Origin of the sequence: Phascolarctobacterium succinatutens YIT 12067, from assembly GCF_000188175.1 — a bacterium.
Taxonomy (GTDB): Bacteria; Bacillota; Negativicutes; order Acidaminococcales; family Acidaminococcaceae; genus Phascolarctobacterium_A; species Phascolarctobacterium_A succinatutens.
This window is the reverse complement of the sequence record NZ_GL830884.1, coordinates 70911-87341: the sequence shown is the minus strand read 5'-3', so window position 1 is coordinate 87341 and position 16431 is coordinate 70911. Positions and strand designations below refer to the sequence as shown.

General features: G+C 43.1%; 14 protein-coding genes and 1 pseudogene. 1 reads left to right on the top strand and 14 read right to left on the bottom strand.

What is annotated here, in order from left to right:
* Positions 1-392: 392 nt before the first annotated feature.
* From rhuM to HMPREF9443_RS05405, 9 genes and pseudogenes are all read right to left on the bottom strand, one after another.
* Positions 393-1398, bottom strand: a pseudogene (rhuM, locus tag HMPREF9443_RS11105) (RhuM family protein).
* A gap of 138 nt (positions 1399-1536) precedes the next feature.
* Positions 1537-1743 carry a DUF951 domain-containing protein gene (locus HMPREF9443_RS05440; RefSeq protein WP_009145534.1) on the bottom strand — a complete coding sequence of 69 codons (207 nt, stop codon included), beginning with the start codon at positions 1741-1743 and terminating at the stop codon, positions 1537-1539.
* Positions 1743-2402, bottom strand: a complete 660-nt coding sequence (locus tag HMPREF9443_RS05435; RefSeq protein WP_009145533.1) for a CBS domain-containing protein — start codon at positions 2400-2402, stop codon at positions 1743-1745. Before HMPREF9443_RS05435 ends, HMPREF9443_RS05440 begins: the two co-directional genes overlap by 1 nt.
* A 99-nt stretch (positions 2403-2501) precedes the next feature.
* Positions 2502-3206: an ABC transporter ATP-binding protein gene (locus HMPREF9443_RS05430; protein WP_009145532.1), complete on the bottom strand. Its 705-nt coding sequence runs from the start codon at positions 3204-3206 to the stop codon at positions 2502-2504.
* Positions 3206-3979 (bottom strand): ABC transporter ATP-binding protein, encoded by a 774-nt coding sequence (locus HMPREF9443_RS05425; RefSeq protein ID WP_009145531.1) that lies wholly within the window; start codon positions 3977-3979, stop codon positions 3206-3208. The genes HMPREF9443_RS05430 and HMPREF9443_RS05425 overlap by 1 nt, the downstream gene beginning before the upstream one ends.
* Positions 3954-4913 (bottom strand): branched-chain amino acid ABC transporter permease, encoded by a 960-nt coding sequence (locus HMPREF9443_RS05420; protein ID WP_009145530.1) that lies wholly within the window; start codon positions 4911-4913, stop codon positions 3954-3956. Before HMPREF9443_RS05420 ends, HMPREF9443_RS05425 begins: the two co-directional genes overlap by 26 nt.
* Before the next feature lie 11 nt (positions 4914-4924).
* Positions 4925-5815, bottom strand: coding sequence for a branched-chain amino acid ABC transporter permease (locus HMPREF9443_RS05415; protein ID WP_009145529.1), 891 nt, complete (start codon positions 5813-5815; stop codon positions 4925-4927).
* Positions 5816-5940: 125 nt separating this feature from the next.
* The gene (locus HMPREF9443_RS05410; protein WP_009145528.1) at positions 5941-7116 is read right to left on the bottom strand and encodes an ABC transporter substrate-binding protein; all 1176 of its coding nucleotides are present in this window, start codon (positions 7114-7116) and stop codon (positions 5941-5943) included.
* A gap of 166 nt (positions 7117-7282) precedes the next feature.
* Positions 7283-8455: an ABC transporter substrate-binding protein gene (locus tag HMPREF9443_RS05405; protein WP_009145527.1), complete on the bottom strand. Its 1173-nt coding sequence runs from the start codon at positions 8453-8455 to the stop codon at positions 7283-7285.
* Positions 8456-8822: 367 nt separating this feature from the next.
* On the opposite strand from HMPREF9443_RS05405, the gene HMPREF9443_RS05400 reads away from it, so the two are divergent.
* Positions 8823-9236: a hypothetical protein gene (locus tag HMPREF9443_RS05400; RefSeq protein WP_009145526.1), complete on the top strand. Its 414-nt coding sequence runs from the start codon at positions 8823-8825 to the stop codon at positions 9234-9236.
* A 72-nt stretch (positions 9237-9308) separates the two neighbouring features.
* On the opposite strand, the gene HMPREF9443_RS05395 is transcribed toward HMPREF9443_RS05400, so the two are convergent.
* From HMPREF9443_RS05395 to HMPREF9443_RS10865, 5 genes are all read right to left on the bottom strand, one after another.
* On the bottom strand, positions 9309-9785 hold the full coding sequence (locus HMPREF9443_RS05395) for a DUF4446 family protein (protein WP_040565083.1): 477 nt from the start codon (positions 9783-9785) through the stop codon (positions 9309-9311).
* Positions 9786-9874: 89 nt separating this feature from the next.
* Positions 9875-10867, bottom strand: a complete 993-nt coding sequence (locus HMPREF9443_RS05390) for a ParB/RepB/Spo0J family partition protein (RefSeq protein ID WP_009145524.1) — start codon at positions 10865-10867, stop codon at positions 9875-9877.
* On the bottom strand, positions 10860-11621 hold the full coding sequence (locus tag HMPREF9443_RS05385; RefSeq protein WP_009145523.1) for a ParA family protein: 762 nt from the start codon (positions 11619-11621) through the stop codon (positions 10860-10862). The genes HMPREF9443_RS05390 and HMPREF9443_RS05385 overlap by 8 nt, the downstream gene beginning before the upstream one ends.
* Before the next feature lie 163 nt (positions 11622-11784).
* Positions 11785-14400, bottom strand: a complete 2616-nt coding sequence (locus HMPREF9443_RS05380; protein ID WP_009145522.1) for a DEAD/DEAH box helicase — start codon at positions 14398-14400, stop codon at positions 11785-11787.
* A 10-nt stretch (positions 14401-14410) separates the two neighbouring features.
* Positions 14411-16360 (bottom strand): site-specific DNA-methyltransferase, encoded by a 1950-nt coding sequence (locus tag HMPREF9443_RS10865; RefSeq protein ID WP_040565082.1) that lies wholly within the window; start codon positions 16358-16360, stop codon positions 14411-14413.
* Positions 16361-16431: the final 71 nt, after the last annotated feature.

The following is a 16431-nucleotide window of genomic DNA, read 5'->3' as shown; positions in this document are numbered from 1 at the left end:
ATTGTATTTACTAAGTTTCAGACTTAAAGGTCGGAATGTTTGGCACGCCAAGAATTCTTTATGAAATCAAATATGCGCTCACGTAGTACGTAAAACGCATCAAGAAAAATAAGCTGCTAGCACGTCACAAGACACGCTAACAGCTTATTTTTATTGTTCTCGTTCAACCTCAAAGCTCTTTCCCAAAACATCAACGTCGGCGCTATGACGACTGGAACGGACAACGAACCTGTCATAACTTCCTTGTTCCTCGTAGTTATATAGTAACGGAGCAATGTGAATTTTTTCGCTGGAACGATAACGCGACTTTTAGCCCAAAACGCTCCCCTACTACCCACCGATAGCAAGAGAGCGTTCTCTATTTCTTATTGCGATTAAATACCTTAATATTTTTATTGTAATAATTTCTTAACTGACTTATCAAAATCAGATTCTATTTTTTGTGTTTTATTGAATATCTCATACTCAGCATAAGCCTTAGCATGTGCATTTTTACTAGAAATACGACCATTATCCGGAAGTATATCATATCTACGGAAAGCTAAAAATTCATTTACACTTGAAGCAAATTCTTCCATAGTAAATGTATTCTCTCGCTCGATCAGATCTTCAATATAATCAAAATATCCACTAACTGTTCGTTCTAATTGTCGTATTTGTTTTTCATCCAAATAATTTTTAGCTACAATAACTAACATCTGACTTCAATATTCTACCATCAGGAGCATTCTTCCATGTTGTTAATCCCATATGCTCTTTTTCGTGATTCGCCTGATAATATATAATTTCTGCTGCAGTATGACCAGCAATAGCATAATGAAATTTATTCTGTATAGTTGCGTAAAATTTTTTTGTTATATCTGCCTCTTTATCATAGTCAATACTACATTCAGCAAAAATATCTGTTATTTGCTGATAAATACGTCTTTCGCTAGAACGTATTGAACGAACACGCTCTAATAATTCACGAAAATAATCTTTGCCAAAAGCCTTCTTGCCTTGTTTTAACCTCTCATCATCCAATACAAATCCCTTTTGTATATATTCTTTTAAAATGTTCGTTGCCCAAATACGAAAATGGGTAGCTCTCATTGAGTTAACCCGATAGCCTACAGAAATAATAGCATCTAAATTGTAAAACGCTATATTGCGTGTGATTTCCCTTTCTCCTTCATTTTGAACTGTTGCAAAAAACGCAACAGTTGAATGCTCAACAAGTTCTTTTTCCTCATATATATTTTTTAAATGTCTGGAAATAGTAGACTTGTTTACACCAAATAATTCAGCCATTGATTTTTGAGTCAACCAAAGCGTTTCGTTTTGGATAAAAGCCTTAACAATAACATCTTCTTGCTCTACCTTATAAAGCAGAAAACGAAAGTCTTTAACATTACTCATCGTCAACGCCCCTTTCCTGAATTTTTACGAACATATTTTCTTGTTATTGTATCATATGATTCATACTATGTCAAATTATAAAAAAACGCTCCCCTGCTACCCACCGATAGCAAAAGAGCGTTCCCCTTATCTGCTTATTTACTTTTCTGCTGCAGCGCTCTTCACAACAGCCTTCGCAGCCTTTTCGAACTTGGTACGCGCCAACATCACAAAATGTCCGCAGCCGCAGCATTTCATACCAAAGTCCATACCCGTACGGGTAATTTCCCACTCATCACTGCCACAGGGATGAGCTTTTTTCATTTTGACGATATCGCCTACATTAACATCCTTACCGGAAAGCATTATTCAATACCGTCCAAAGTCATTACGTCGCTGACCTCATAGCCGGCTTCACGGATTTGCTCAATGATATCCATACCATTATTATTGAGAGCGGCACGAATGGTAACTTCAGCGGTACCATCACCATTTTGCTTGGTAACCAGAGAAATAATATTAATGCCGTCTTCCTTCATAATGTTGGAGATTTCCGCAACAACACCAACTTTATCAGGTGCTTCGATAGTAATACGCAGGCAGTTGCGGTTCATACCCATAATTTCTACGATAGAACGGAAGATATCGCTGCGGGAAACAATACCGCAAAGCTTATTCTCCTGGTTAACAACCGGCAGAGCGTTAACTTTGTATTTATACAGCTTGTAGGCAACATATTCGATAGTATCATCTGCCTCAACGCTGATAACGCTACGTTTCATAACGTCTTTAACCTTCAGACGTCCCAGCAGATAATTAGCCTCATAACGGGAAAGGGTGCTGCTGTCACTGGGAGAAGCTTTGCCGATATCATCACTGGTAATAATGCCGCGTACGCGTTGCATATCATCTACAACTGGCAGGCTGATAAGTCTTTTGCCACGCATAATTTCGCGTGCTTCCAAAATGGATTGATCCTCACGTATGGTAACAACAGGTTCAGTCATAATATCTTTTACTAACATATGAGTTTTACCTCCTTTGACTAGAAAACACAATCATTTTAATATAATCATTTTCACTTTAAGGCAGCTATGAAGCAACCCGACGCATTTGTATATTAATCAGCCGCCGAGATATGCTTTGCGAACAGCCTCGCTGCTTGCCAGCTCCTTAGCTGTACCGCTCAGAGTAATACGTCCTGTTTCCAGAACGTAGGCCTTATCAGCGATAGACAGCGCCATATTAGCATTCTGCTCAACCAACAGAACGGTAGTACCGCTCTCGTTGATTTCCTTTATTATATTAAAAATTTCCTTTACAAGCAAGGGGGCAAGACCCATAGAAGGCTCGTCCAGCAGCAGCAGCTTAGGACGGCTCATCAGCGCACGGCCCATAGCCAGCATCTGCTGCTCGCCACCGGAAAGCGTACCGGAAAGCTGGTCCTTACGTTCCAGCAGCCGCGGGAATTTTTTAAAGACATCATCCATGTCCTTGGCAATTCCGTCCTTGTCCTTACGCAGATAAGCGCCCAACTCCAGATTTTCCAGAACAGTCATATTGGCAAAAACATGACGGCCCTCAGGAACCTGACACAAGCCCATGCCGACAATTTTATGCGCCGGTACACCGGCAATATCATGACCTTCATATAAGATTTTACCGGTCTTCGGTTTCATCAGACCGGAAATGGTACGCAATGTGGTAGATTTACCGGCACCGTTGGAACCAATCAGCGCTACGATTTCACCATCGGGAACATCGAGGCTGATACCTTTGATAGCGTGAATCGCGCCATAATATACATTGATATCTTCAACAGTTAACATCAGTTGATAACCTCCTCGCCCAAGTATGCTTCAATAACGCGTGCATTTTGTTTGATTTCATCCGGAGTACCTTCGGCAATCTTCATGCCGTATTCCAGTACGTAAATACGCTCGCAGACACCCATTACCAGGCCCATATCATGCTCAATCAGCAGAATGGAAAGATTGAATTCCTTACGAATCCAGCGAATCATTTCCATCAGCTCTTTGGTTTCCTGCGGGTTCATGCCGGCAGCAGGTTCGTCCAGCAGCAGCAGCTTCGGCTCGGTAGCCAGAGCACGCGCAATTTCCAGACGACGTTGTTTGCCATAAGGTAGGTTTTTGGCTACCTCATGTGCTTCTTCCTCCAGATGGAAGATTTTCAGCAAATCAAGAGCCTTTTGTGTAATGAATTCTTCCTCACTGAGATACTTGCCGTCGCGGACTATAGCATCAGCCAGATTATAGGTTACGTGCATATTATAAGCAATTTTTACATTGTCGATAACGCTAAGCTCAGAGAACAGACGGATATTCTGGAATGTACGCGCCATGCCCATCTGCGTAACCTGGTAAGATTTTTTACCGCTGCTTTGCTGACCGTTAAAATATACCTTGCCTTCTGTCGGTGTATATACACCGGTAATCATGTTGAAGGCTGTTGTCTTGCCGGCGCCGTTAGGACCGATAAGGCCAATCAGCTCTCCCTCGTCGATATGCATGGAAAGATTGGAAACGGCACGCAGGCCGCCGAAAACCATGGATACATTATCTACCTTCAGCAGTTCTGCCATTGTCCTTACCTCCTAATTTAAACATTTTCAAGCTCAATTCCTTGCTGCCGAACAGACCTTGCGGACGGTACAGCATCAGGATAATCATAGTAACAGAATAGATAATCATACGCCATTCCGGGTAATCCGATAAATAAGCGGAAATGAAGGTCAACAATGTCGCACCGGTAATAGCGCCGGTCATAGAACCAAGACCGCCCAAAACAACCATGGTCAGAATATCGAAGGAACGCATGAAGGTGAAGGACGCAGGATGCGCCAGGAAGAAGTAGTGACTGAAGAGTGCACCTGCAGTACCGGCAAAAGCAGCACCGAAGGTGAATGCCATTACTTTATATTTAGTAGTGTTGATACCCATGGTATCTGCAGCAATTTCGTTTTCACGGATTGCCAGGCAGCAACGGCCATAGGAAGAGTTTTTAAAGTTCTTGATGAAGAAGATGATTGCTATCATAATCCAGAAGGTATACGCGAAATTGGTCATACGGGGAATGCCCATCAAACCGGAAGCACCGCCGACATAATCAATGTTCAGGATGCAGATACGGATAATTTCGCCTAAGCCCAAGGTGGCGATTGCCAGATAGTCACCATCAAGACGCAGCGTCGGCAAACCAATCAAAAAGCCCAACAGGCCGGCAGCCAGGGTTGCTACAACCAGGCCTGCCTCAAAAGGCATACCCAGCTTAACCGTCATAATAGCACTGGTATAAGCACCGACTGCCATAAAGCCGGCATGACCGATAGAAAACTGACCGGTATAACCGTTAATCAAGTTCAGGCTGACTGCAAGAATAATGTTGATACAGATAAGGATAATGTTCAGCTCCCAGAAGGGACCGATGATTTCGCCAAAGAGCAGGCCTTGTACGATACCAAAAACGATAACGCAGGCAACTATGGCTTTTAAATCAAATTTTCTAATTGCATTCATACCATGTCACCTCAGACTTTCTCACGAACGTTCTTGCCTAATAAGCCGGAAGGTTTATAAAGTAAGATGATAATCAAAATACCGAATGCTGCCGCATCACGGAAGGTAGAGGAAATATAGCCGCTGACCATCGCTTCTACAACGCCCAGGATAATACCGCCGATCATAGCACCGGGGATAATACCGATACCGCCGAGAACTGCGGCAACGAAGGCTTTAAGACCGGGCATCATGCCCATCAGCGGGTCAATAGAGTTATAGTAAACACCTACCAGCACGCCGCCTGCTGCTGCCAAAGCACTGCCAAGCGCAAAGGTAGTGGAAATTACACGGTCAATGTTGATGCCCATCAGCCTTGCAGCGTCAGCATCATAGGATACAGCACGCATAGCCTTGCCGGCTTTTGTTTTATTTACAATGTAGGTAAGAACAGCCATCAGGATAATAGCGCTCAACAGGATAACCAGCTGCTGACTGTTAGCAACCAGTGGTCCAAGGTGATATACTGTAGCGCCGAATACAGCGGGGAAGGTTCTCGGCTGCGGAGAAACCAGCAGAATCATGCTGTATTCCAGGAAGAAGGATACGCCGATTGCAGTAATCAAAATTGCGATACGCGGTGCATTACGCATGGGGCGATACGCAACACGTTCGATAATAATACCTGCGATAGCAGCGCCTGCCATCGAGAAAATAATTGCCGGAATGAACGGCAAGCCTAATTGGGTAGTAGCGAAGAAGCCAAAATAGGCACCCAACATATAAATATCGCCATGAGCAAAGTTTATCAGCTTAATGATGCCGTAGATCATAGTATAACCCAAGGCGATCAATGCGTAGATACTGCCGAGAGATACACCATTTATCAGCTGCTGAAAAAACTGATGGATAAAAGTCTCCATAATTTACCTCCCTAGAGATTTCAAAGATTTGTGTAAGCGGGACACGCTTACTTAAAGGAAAAGGCTGTTGCTACGCAAAACAACAGCCTCGTTGATTAAATCAGATTAACTACTAATGTAAACTATCAGGGATTAACTTTAGTTTTAAAGGTTTGTTTGCCATCTTTATGTTCGATAATTACAGCACTCTTGATCGGGTTATGCTGTTCGTTAAAGGTTACTTCACCGGATACACCCTTGAAGCCTTTAATCTTAGCCATTGCTTCAGCAATTTTAGCCGGATCGGCACTGCCTGCATCTTCGATTGCTTTTGCAACCAGCAGAGCGGAATCATATGCCAATGCTGCAAATACATCCGGGTTGGTATTGTAAGCTTTTTTGTATTCGGCTACGAATTCTTTGTTCAGATCAGAGGTATCGTCCGGAGAATACAGGCTGGAGAAGAAGGTGTTTTCCAGAGCAGCTTTGCCGGCAATTTCAGGAAGCTTAGCGCTATCCCAACCGTCGCCGCCTGCCATAGGAACGTTGATGCCCATCTCACGAGCTTGTTTAACAATCAGACCAACCTCCTGATAATAACCGGGGATGTAGATGAAATCAGGTTGTGCAGCTTTGATTTTGGTCAAAGTGGATTTGAAGTCGGTATCCTTTTGCAGATATGCTTCTTCAATTACAATCTGACCGCCGTTTTTAACAAAGTTCTCTTTGAAGAACTGTGCCAGGCCTTTAGCATAGTCACTTGTATTATCGATATAGATAGCAGCCTTCTTCACTTTCAGTTCATTGGAAGCAAAGCTTGCCATTACAGTACCCTGGAACGGATCAATAAAGCAGGTACGGAAGCTGTAGGGTTTAACCTGTTTAGTTTTCGGATCAATGGTAACATCCGGGTTAGTGCCCATAGGTGTAATATCTACAACCTTAGCACCGTTGTTGATTGCACCGGATGCGATTACAGCAGAGGATTGGTTAGGACCGATTACTGCTACAACCTTATCCTGAGAAATCAGCTTTTGCATACCGTTGGTTGCTTCGGAAGCTTCAGATTTGGTATCAGCAACAACTAAAGAAAGTTTTTTGCCGCCCAGCACACCTTTTTCATTTATTTTTTTCAGTGCCAGGTCGATACCGTTTTTACCGGAGATACCGAAGGATGCGCTACCGCCGGTCATTTCCAACAGTCCGCCTACCTTAATGGTATCGCCGTCAGCTCCTTTAGAGCCGCCTCCGCAACCGGTCAACGCGCTCATAAACATAGCGCCGGCTGCTAGTACAGATAACAACTTAGTTACTCTTTTCATGGTTTATTCCCCCTCAGAAATAAATAAATAAAATATATTTTTTATAGAGGGCGCATCTAGTAGACGCGCCCGGTCTAACTTAATAAATAACCCATGGAATAGAAGTCTTGTTGTACTTTCTGATGTTTACTTGTAGAATTTTTTATGTTTATTTTTTTGTTAACAATTACAGGCTGATTTTTTCAACCAGAGTAGGAGTACCGGTTTCCAGACCGATAATCAGAGCGGGCATTACCGGATTGTGGTTAGCATCAAAGGTGAGCTTGCCGCTTGCAACCGCCAGGTCTTTGGTTTCGGCAATTGCTTTAGCCAGCTTAGTGCCATCAGTGGTGCCTGCGCGTTTCAGAGCATCTGCCAAGATCAGGCCTGCATTGTAGCCCTGCATTGCGAAGATATCAGGATCTTTTTGGTATTTCTCTTTGAATTTCTTGATGAAGTCCTGAACGGATTTGTCTTCGTCTTTAGCATTGAAGGCACTTACATAGTAGCAGCCCTTCAGAGCATCTTTACCGGCGATTTCAGCAAGTTTCGGGCTTTCCCAGCCATCGGAGCCCAGCATCGGGCAGGTAATGCCGATTTCGCGAGCTTGTTTGATAATCTTGGAAACTTCTTCATAGTAACCGGGAACGTAAATTGCTTCCGGATTGGATGCTTTGAGTTTAGTCAGAGCGGATTTGAAGTCAACGTCTTTAGCCAGAAAAGCTTCCTTAGCAACAATTTTACCGCCTTTGCCTTCCAAAGTTTTTTGGAATACCTCTGCTAAGCCTTTGGAATAGTCACTGGAGGAATCGTAGAAAATAGCTACGTTTTTAACCTTCAGAGTTTTATCGGCAAATACTGCCATTACCTGACCTTGGAACGGGTCGATAAAGCAGGCACGGAATACGAAATCCTTTACCTTGCCGTTTTCCACGGTAATGCTCGGTGCAGTAGCAGCCGGAGCAATATGAGGAACCTTATTTGCAGTAGTGATAGGAGTTGCAGCGTTTACGCAACCGCTAGTTGCAGGTCCGACAACGGCAACTACCTTATCCTGGGTAATCAGTTTTGTTACAGCGTTACCGGATTCAGCCGGCTCGGATTTGTTATCGCTTTCAACTACGCTGATTTTTTTACCGTTCACGCCGCCGTTTTTATTAAGTTCGTCTACAGCCAGCTTGAAGCCCTCGTTAATGGATTTACCATAGTTAGCAACATTACCGGTTAATTCGAATGCTGCGCCAACCTTAATAGTATCTCCTGAATCAGCTTGTTTCTTTTCTCCGCCACAGCCTGTGAGCAATGCGGCGCACATCATAGCAGCCATAGCCGCTGATGCTAATTTCTTCCATTTTTTCATTTTGAGTCCTTCTTTCCCTTTAAAAATAAAATATAAAACACAGTACCGGGAGTGTTCTCGGATTCAACCACTATCCCAGCAACTTTATGTAACCAATTATAGCCGTTGTATTACACTTTTGTCAACGATTTTTTTCATGTTCATTGTATACATGAGTATTTTACATATAAACTGATACATTTTTTATGTTTTCTATTTTCATGTTTGTTATTTCAGTATTTTTGTATTTTCCAAATAAACTTTGTAGCTTTTGTGTCTTCTTGCTGCCTTTATAGCGCTCCGCCTGCAGATAGTGTATAATATAATGCAGAAGAATTACTTGTCTTTACAAATGCAGGCAAGACAATTTATAGAATGAGAGGTATTTATGAACTTTATTGCTTTATTTTTCTTGTGTGTGCGCATGTTTCATTTTATCCATTCCCACAGAATCGCCTATCTGCTGCAGCGCTTTTCCCGAATTTTAGACGAGCGCCGTGCCAACCCCGGCCGCAAGCAGGTCATTATCATCGACGGCAGCGCCACCACCTTTATCATTTACTTCCTGCTGGATGTTTTCTTCCTGTTATATTGTATCTGGCTGATGCTGCACGACACTACCTGGACTCCCGGTTTTCTGCTGCTCGTGATTGCAGCTTTGGAATCGCTCGCTATTCACGCCCGCATCAGCGGTGCCTATGACGAGGATGAGGAGGGCTTCGTCTATCCCCGCACCTGGCTGCGCTACCTCTGCTTCGGTGAGAGCATGTTTATTCTGCTGAGGCTGTTCGAAGGCGCTTAACGCATAGCAATTTAACGCAAAAATCCCGGCAACATATAATATGCTGTCGGGATTTTTCTTACACTGTTTAAATTACAAGAGTCTTTGCTCTTCCTCTGCCAGCGGATAGCTGGACTTGCCGTTATCGATATCCTTAGCAAAGCAACGGCTTTCCTCTCTGCCGTAAATGCTGGTCATAATAACACCCTTATTATTCGCATCCGTAAGCAGCAGGGAATAGCTCATTTCACCGCCCATAGCGTCAAAGGCATCGTAACGCACAATCTTAATATTCTGCAGACAGTTCTGCACCTGTGCATGCAGCTTCTGATGCTCATCCTGCAAAGCTGCCAGCTCATTCTGCAGCGCATGCAGCTCCTGCAGCGTATCTGTCAGTACAACATCAATGTTGGCTTCCTTACCCTGAGTAAAGAAGTCATATTTTTTTTGCAGCTTATTCAGCTTGCCCTGCAGACTAAAGCACATGCCCAACGCAACCAACACAATAAGCAGCAGCACAATAATAATTGCTGCCGAATGTGTATTAACTAAAAGATTGGCCTGTTCCATCAATAAAAGCCCCCTCATACCAAAGCTTATCTAAATTACCGCCGGCACATATACGACCGGTATTCATATCTTAGCGTAAAACTCCGAAATCACACATTCAGACGCTTAGGCTCGCCGTTAAGCGGTTTTTCCTCGTGGCGTCCCTGCTGCAGCACCTCATAAATGCGCTCCAGGTCCTCAGCGGAATAATATTCAATGTGAATAGTACCGCCCTGGCGTCCCTGCTCATCCAGTTTAGGCACAACCTTAACCTTAGTACCCAAAAACTCTACCAGACGCTGTTCAAAGTCATGGCAGAAAATATCATTCTCGGTAGGCTCACGCTTAGGTTTCTTTTCCTTATTGTCCTTATTTTTAGCTTCTTCCTCGATAAGCTCACGGACAATCTTCAGCTTCTTGCCTTCCTTCAGCTTACGCACAACCTCTTCCGTCATGCGTGAGCTCCAGCCGTTAGCAATAATCGCCTCCGCCACCTCGCACATCTGCTCCGGCTTCGGCAATCCCAAAAGCTGCTTGGCCTGGCCCATCGTCAGCACGCCGTTGATAATCTGCTTTTGCACCTGCTCCGGCAGGTTCAGAAGACGCAGGATATTAGTTACTGCGCTGCGGCTACGGCCTACCTTTTCGGCAGTCTGCTCCTGCGTCAGCTTAAATTCCTGCATCAGGCGGCGCAAGCCCTGCGCTTCTTCAATCGGATTCAGATCATGACGCTGAATATTTTCAATCAGCGCAATTTCCATCATCTTGGCATCGTCATAATCCTTAACAATAGCAGGTACCTTAGTAAGTCCGGCCAAGCCTGCGGCACGCAGACGGCGTTCGCCTGCCACCAGCTCGTAGCTTCTGCCCTTTTTGCGCACAACTACCGGCTGAACAACACCAAATTCCTTGATGGAAGCAGCCAGCTCCTGCAGCTTTTCTTCATCAAAGTTGCAGCGCGGCTGATACGGATTCGCTGCGATATTTTTAATAAGCAGCTCCTGTGCAGCACTTGCAGGCTCCTGCACCTTTTCTACGGCAGGACTGGTATTTTCGCCGAAAATTGCGCCCAGGCCCTTGCCTAAGCCGCCCTTCTTACTCATCCTCAATCACCTCACGCGCAAAGTCCATGTACACCTGCGCACCCTTAGATTTGCTGTCATAGTCGATAACCGGCTGTCCGTGGCTTGGTGCTTCACTCAGGCGCACGTTACGCGGAATAATCGTCTGATACATTTTTGTTTTGAAGTACTTCTGTACCTCGTTCACAACATCCTGCGACAGGTTCGTTCTGCTGTCATACATAGTCATCAGCACACCCTCCAGCTTCAATGCCGGGTTCAGGTTACGCTGTACCAGCTGAATCGTGTTCATCAGCATAGTAACGCCCTCCAGCGCATAAAATTCGCACTGAATAGGAATCATTACCGAGCTGGCAGCAGTCAGGCCATTGATTGTCAGCAGGCCTAAAGACGGCGGGCAATCAATAATAACGTAATCATAATTATGCTTTACTCTTTCCAGAGAGTTCTTTAAACGTCCTTCACGGTTCATCAGCGAAACAAGCTCTATTTCCGCACCGGCAAGTTGTATAGTAGCAGGCACCAGGTCCAGTCCTTTATAGGCTGTGTGCTTAATTACATCCTGCATGGGTACGTCACTGATAATCGCATCATAAATACATTGCTTAATATCACGTTTATCAAAGCCAAAGCCGCTGGTAGCATTTCCCTGCGGATCACTGTCAATCAAAAGTACCTTGCGTTCTAGCGACGCCAGACACGCAGCCAGATTTACCGCCGTAGTAGTCTTGCCAACACCACCCTTCTGGTTGGCAATAGCAATTACCTTTACCAATTCGCTTCACCTCGTAGTCATAGTATATCTATTCTATTTTATCACACTTTACGTGCTCATGGGAAAAGAATTTTTGTTTATTTAATTTTGTACGCTGCTCCAGCGCCTCCCAACAGCAAAAAGCGCAGCACGCTTTCGCTTGCTGCGCTCAGGTTGCAATGAGCTACAACTTTTTAATCACTTCTGCAAATTCGTCTAGCGTATAAGCACCATCATGTTGGAATTCCTTTTTCTCGAAAACCATCATATAACGATAATCGCGACCGGCAGCTTCCTGCCATTTTCGGCCTAAAATCAGCTTATTTTCGCTATCATCATTCGCTAAGTGATCTCCTTTTGCTTCAATCAAAAGCACTTTGCCGTTTTTTGTCAACACAAGAAAATCCGGATAATGATTTATAAAACCATTAATACAGAACCCTTGGCGTTCTATAATCCTATGCCACCATACAATATTGCTTTGACCGATAATAACATCCAGTACCTTATGCTCGTACTCATTCATGTCATTTTTCTCTGCTTCATAAAGTGATTTAGGCAAAGCATCAGTAAAATCAAGCGGTGTTATAAAATCAGGCACTTCGTAACGCTCACAGCATTCAATTTCGCCTTCATCCAAAAGCTGCATGAATCGCTTCTGCTTATAAACAGCTGCCAGCTTATCAATTTTTTCCTGAATCTTTTTCGCATATGTTTCTTTGGCGGTAAGCATCGCCAACAAATCATCGCTATGCAAACCATCTATTACACGTTTCACATAATCTCTGATATCCGTGCTGCGATAAGCGTTTTTGCGATTGATTACGGCACAGATTGCATCTATACAGGTTGCTATCTGTCTTTCCTGCGGCAGGCTGTCCAGATATTCACGCATTTTTTTCTTATCGCTGTCTGTAACCATGCGATATTGCGGTACCGCTTCACCGCTTTGCGCAATATCAACAGAATACATTTCGCCGGAAGCTAATTTGAAATTAACATTTGCATCTTGTCCGGTTAAGCGGAAGCCTTCCAGTAAATTTTCCGGTTCAAGATAGTTAAACGCACCATCATCAAACAAACCAAAATCTGCCTTGATACAGAATTTAGGCAATCGTAAAGCTTGAGCTGATTCAATATTTTCTGTTCTGATTTTAAATCTGTGCTGCATCTGTGCTTCAGTTCCTCCCATAAAATTTTCCCCGGAAGTTTCTTCAGTATACTTCTGCGTCTGCTGCTCTGCCTGGTTTTCCATATCTGTCAAAGACTGACTTTGCTCATCAGTATTATCAATTTGTTCCTTAATATTTTCCGGCGTAACATCCGTGAAATCATCATTGTTGTTCTCAACCGCATTCTCATTGTTGAACAGTTCCTCCTGCTGAGGTTGAGGCTGGGGCTGCTGCTCTTGTACAGGAACATCTTCATCCCCGCCTACACGGTAATCCTTTCGGCTGAAACCGGCACCGTTCAAACCCTTGACGATACTGTCCAAGGTATTACGGAAGTCATTGGAACAGCTCAAAACATAAGAAGAGTTCAGTAAAAAATGTTGATGCTGTCTTGTATAAGGCTGGCGCAACACACGGCCTAAAATCTGTTCTACATCAACAGCAGATGTTTTATTTGCCAGCGAAGCCAAAATATACGCAAACGGACAGTCCCAACCCTCTTTCAGAGCATTAACCGTAATAATATAGCGTACTGCACAAGCTTTGCTCAGCAAATCTACATTTTTCAAATCATTTTTCTCACCGGTTTTGATAGCTATCTCTTCTTCCGGAATGCCAATTTCCAAAAGCAGATTTTTTATTTTATCAAAGGTAGTGTTATCATCGTTGCTCCTTGGCTGTGCCTGGAAAAGTACGATAGGACGTATGTAATTGCCGGTAACTGCTTCCTCCTCCAGCGCCTTTTGCTCCAGCTTGCCACGCAACTGAATAGCATCGGCAATAACACTTTCACGGCTGTTACGTTTATAAACTATAACAGGAAGCTTTACCATGTTTTCCTTTTTCAGTTCCCTTGCATCAACATACGACACAACATTACTGTTGCTTTTAGGTGTGGCAGTTAATTCTAAAATAAACGAGGGATAGATATTATTTAGCATTTCTACACTCAAGGCAGAAGTTGCATTATGGCTTTCGTCAACAATCGTCACTGGACGCAAATGACGCAACACCTGAATCAGTGCTGTTTCCGGAGTACCTTCCAGCAGAACTTCATCATTTTTATAGAAGGCAGCAAAATCAGCCAGATTGCTGTTTTCCTGATAAATTTTCCTGTCATATCTGCGTCCGGAATTAATGCGCAAGGAATCAAAGCTCAATACACAAATGGTTAAGATATGCTGCACCGAATCTGCCGAAAAGCCTTGGCCGTTAAGCAGCATAGCTTTGTTCAGCACCTGCACGCGTCCGCCAAAATCTCTGTCTAAAGCTTGCTTGTAGGGATGGTCCGGATTGGACAAATTTTTTAAAGTCTGCTCCAAAATAGGATCTGACGGCACAAGCCAAACTACAAGCTTAGGTTTTTCTGCCGGCATAAAATCAAAAATATGCTTGATAGCACTGCAGGCAAGAAAGGTTTTGCCGCCGCCGGTAGGAACCTTCATGCAGACAGCAGGCACACCCTGAATATTATCTTTATAAGCGGGGACACCGCCGTTGCCTACGGCAATATCCTTTGTCTGCCAATAATTCTTCCAGGCTTCCGCAAGATTGGCGCTCTGCTTTAATGAGTGCAGATAGTTTTGCAAATCCGCTATAACTTTTTTCTGGTAATTTTTTAATTCCATGTTTTTACCCTCACAGCCTTGCGATGTCACGCGGAATCTTTTTAAATGTAATATGGAACTGCTGCAATTTATTTTCTGAAAGAACGCAGGTATCAGCGTAAATAACATAGGCTTCCGCTTGCGTCTTGATGCTCTTCAAGAAAGCAGCATTCAGCGTAGTGCTTGCGTCTTTTTCGTAGTTAAAGTAGTAGGCAGCTCCATGATACACGCCTAAAAGCATCGGTTCGTCGGCAGATGCCTCCGGCAGCGCCTGTTTTGTTTCCATATAGTAGATATATTCACGGATTTTTTCGGTGCTCACAGCATTATTAAGCTTATCATCTACAAGCAGAGGCTCGCCTAATTCGTAGTAGCTGAAGCTGCCACCGGTGCCCACAATTTCCTCTGTTGCTTTTATCTTTCCGATAACCTGCAGGTGATTATCAACTATTTTAGGATTGCCAACGCTGTCATATGCTCCACTTTCTTTAGCAGCTTTCTTTGCGGCTTTCGCGTCAGCCAGCATTTGCGGTGCATTATTAAGATTAGAAGGCTTTAATTCTTCATCGTAAAGCAGTTCTTCCTTATCTTCTTCTGCCTTATAACCATTAATGACACGTTTTACACGCTCAGCGGTAATTGTATCTGCGTAATCCATCATCTCAATGCAGATAAATTTACGGTTGCCTCCATCTGCTTTGTTCATGTTGAGGACGGCGTGAGCAGTTGTGGCGCTGCCTGCAAAGGAGTCGAGGATAATATCGTTTTCTTTAGTTACTCTAGAAATTATATCTTCTATAAGCTTAACAGGTTTAGGATATGGAAATACTCCTTTTTCTCCCAAAGCACTTGTAAGTTCATTACTACCCCTATTGGTATAATATAATTTATCAGTCCATATAGTTGTAATATTAACTCCACCTGTTTTAAAATTATATACTTCCAGTGTCGGAATAGCATCGACATCACTTATTCGATAAGTTTTTAAATCTCCAGATTCTATTTTCTTTATTATACCATCCGCAAGATATTGTACCGAATAAAGATTATTATTTTTATCTGAACGTTGAGGAGTAATTTTCACATATCCTTTTTGCCAATTAGACAAAAAACTTGTTGGTGCTAATCTCCATGCGCATTTATCGCCCTTATTAGTTACGCACCAAACTGCACTCTGTCCTTTAGGTGATGAATAGTCAAATTCAAAATCATTTTTTTCACCTATATATTTTCCTTCATCAATTAATTCTTGTAATGATTTACCAACACCAACTAAAGCATTCGTTTTTAAATCTACATATATTGGATATACCTGATTAGGACGAGTCACTTGATTAAAACCTGCTAACGTCATAGCATGATATGGCGACGCATATTCATTCATAGCTTCAAGTGAAGGATTAGGTTGGAATCCATTAGGTGCTACAAAAACAATATATTCTTGTACATAATTAAATCCATCTTTAGGCTTTCCACCAGATGTTTGGACTGTAACTACTGTTACCTGTCTTATTGAAAAAATTTCTTTCAACAGCAGTACCAAAGGATTTAATTCATGAAATCCTATACTAACAGCCATCACTCCATCCACAGATAAAAGCTTAGCCAACAATTTTAAGCGCGGATACATCATGCACAACCATTTATCATGCCTTGTTAAATCTTCACCTTCTTTACCTACTACTTCACCAATCCATTTTTTTATTTGTTCATCGTTAACATTATCATTGTACACCCAGTTTTCTTCACCTGTATTGTACGGCGGATCAATATAAATACATTTAATCTTGCCTTCATACTTGGGCAGCAACGATTTGAGCGCCAGTAAATTGTCACCATGAATAATCATGTTCTCGCTACCGTTATCTTCTTCATGCTTGCCTGCTTCATCAAAGCTGTACTGCCTTTCCAGCACATGAAAAGGCACTTCAAAATGGTGATTCAGCACCTTATCTTTTCCAATCCAGTTTAAAGTCGGCATACCTTTCCTCCTGCCCTCTATCTTAATTCGTCCACTTGCCAGTTGATGTATCCACTCATACATCAACTAAA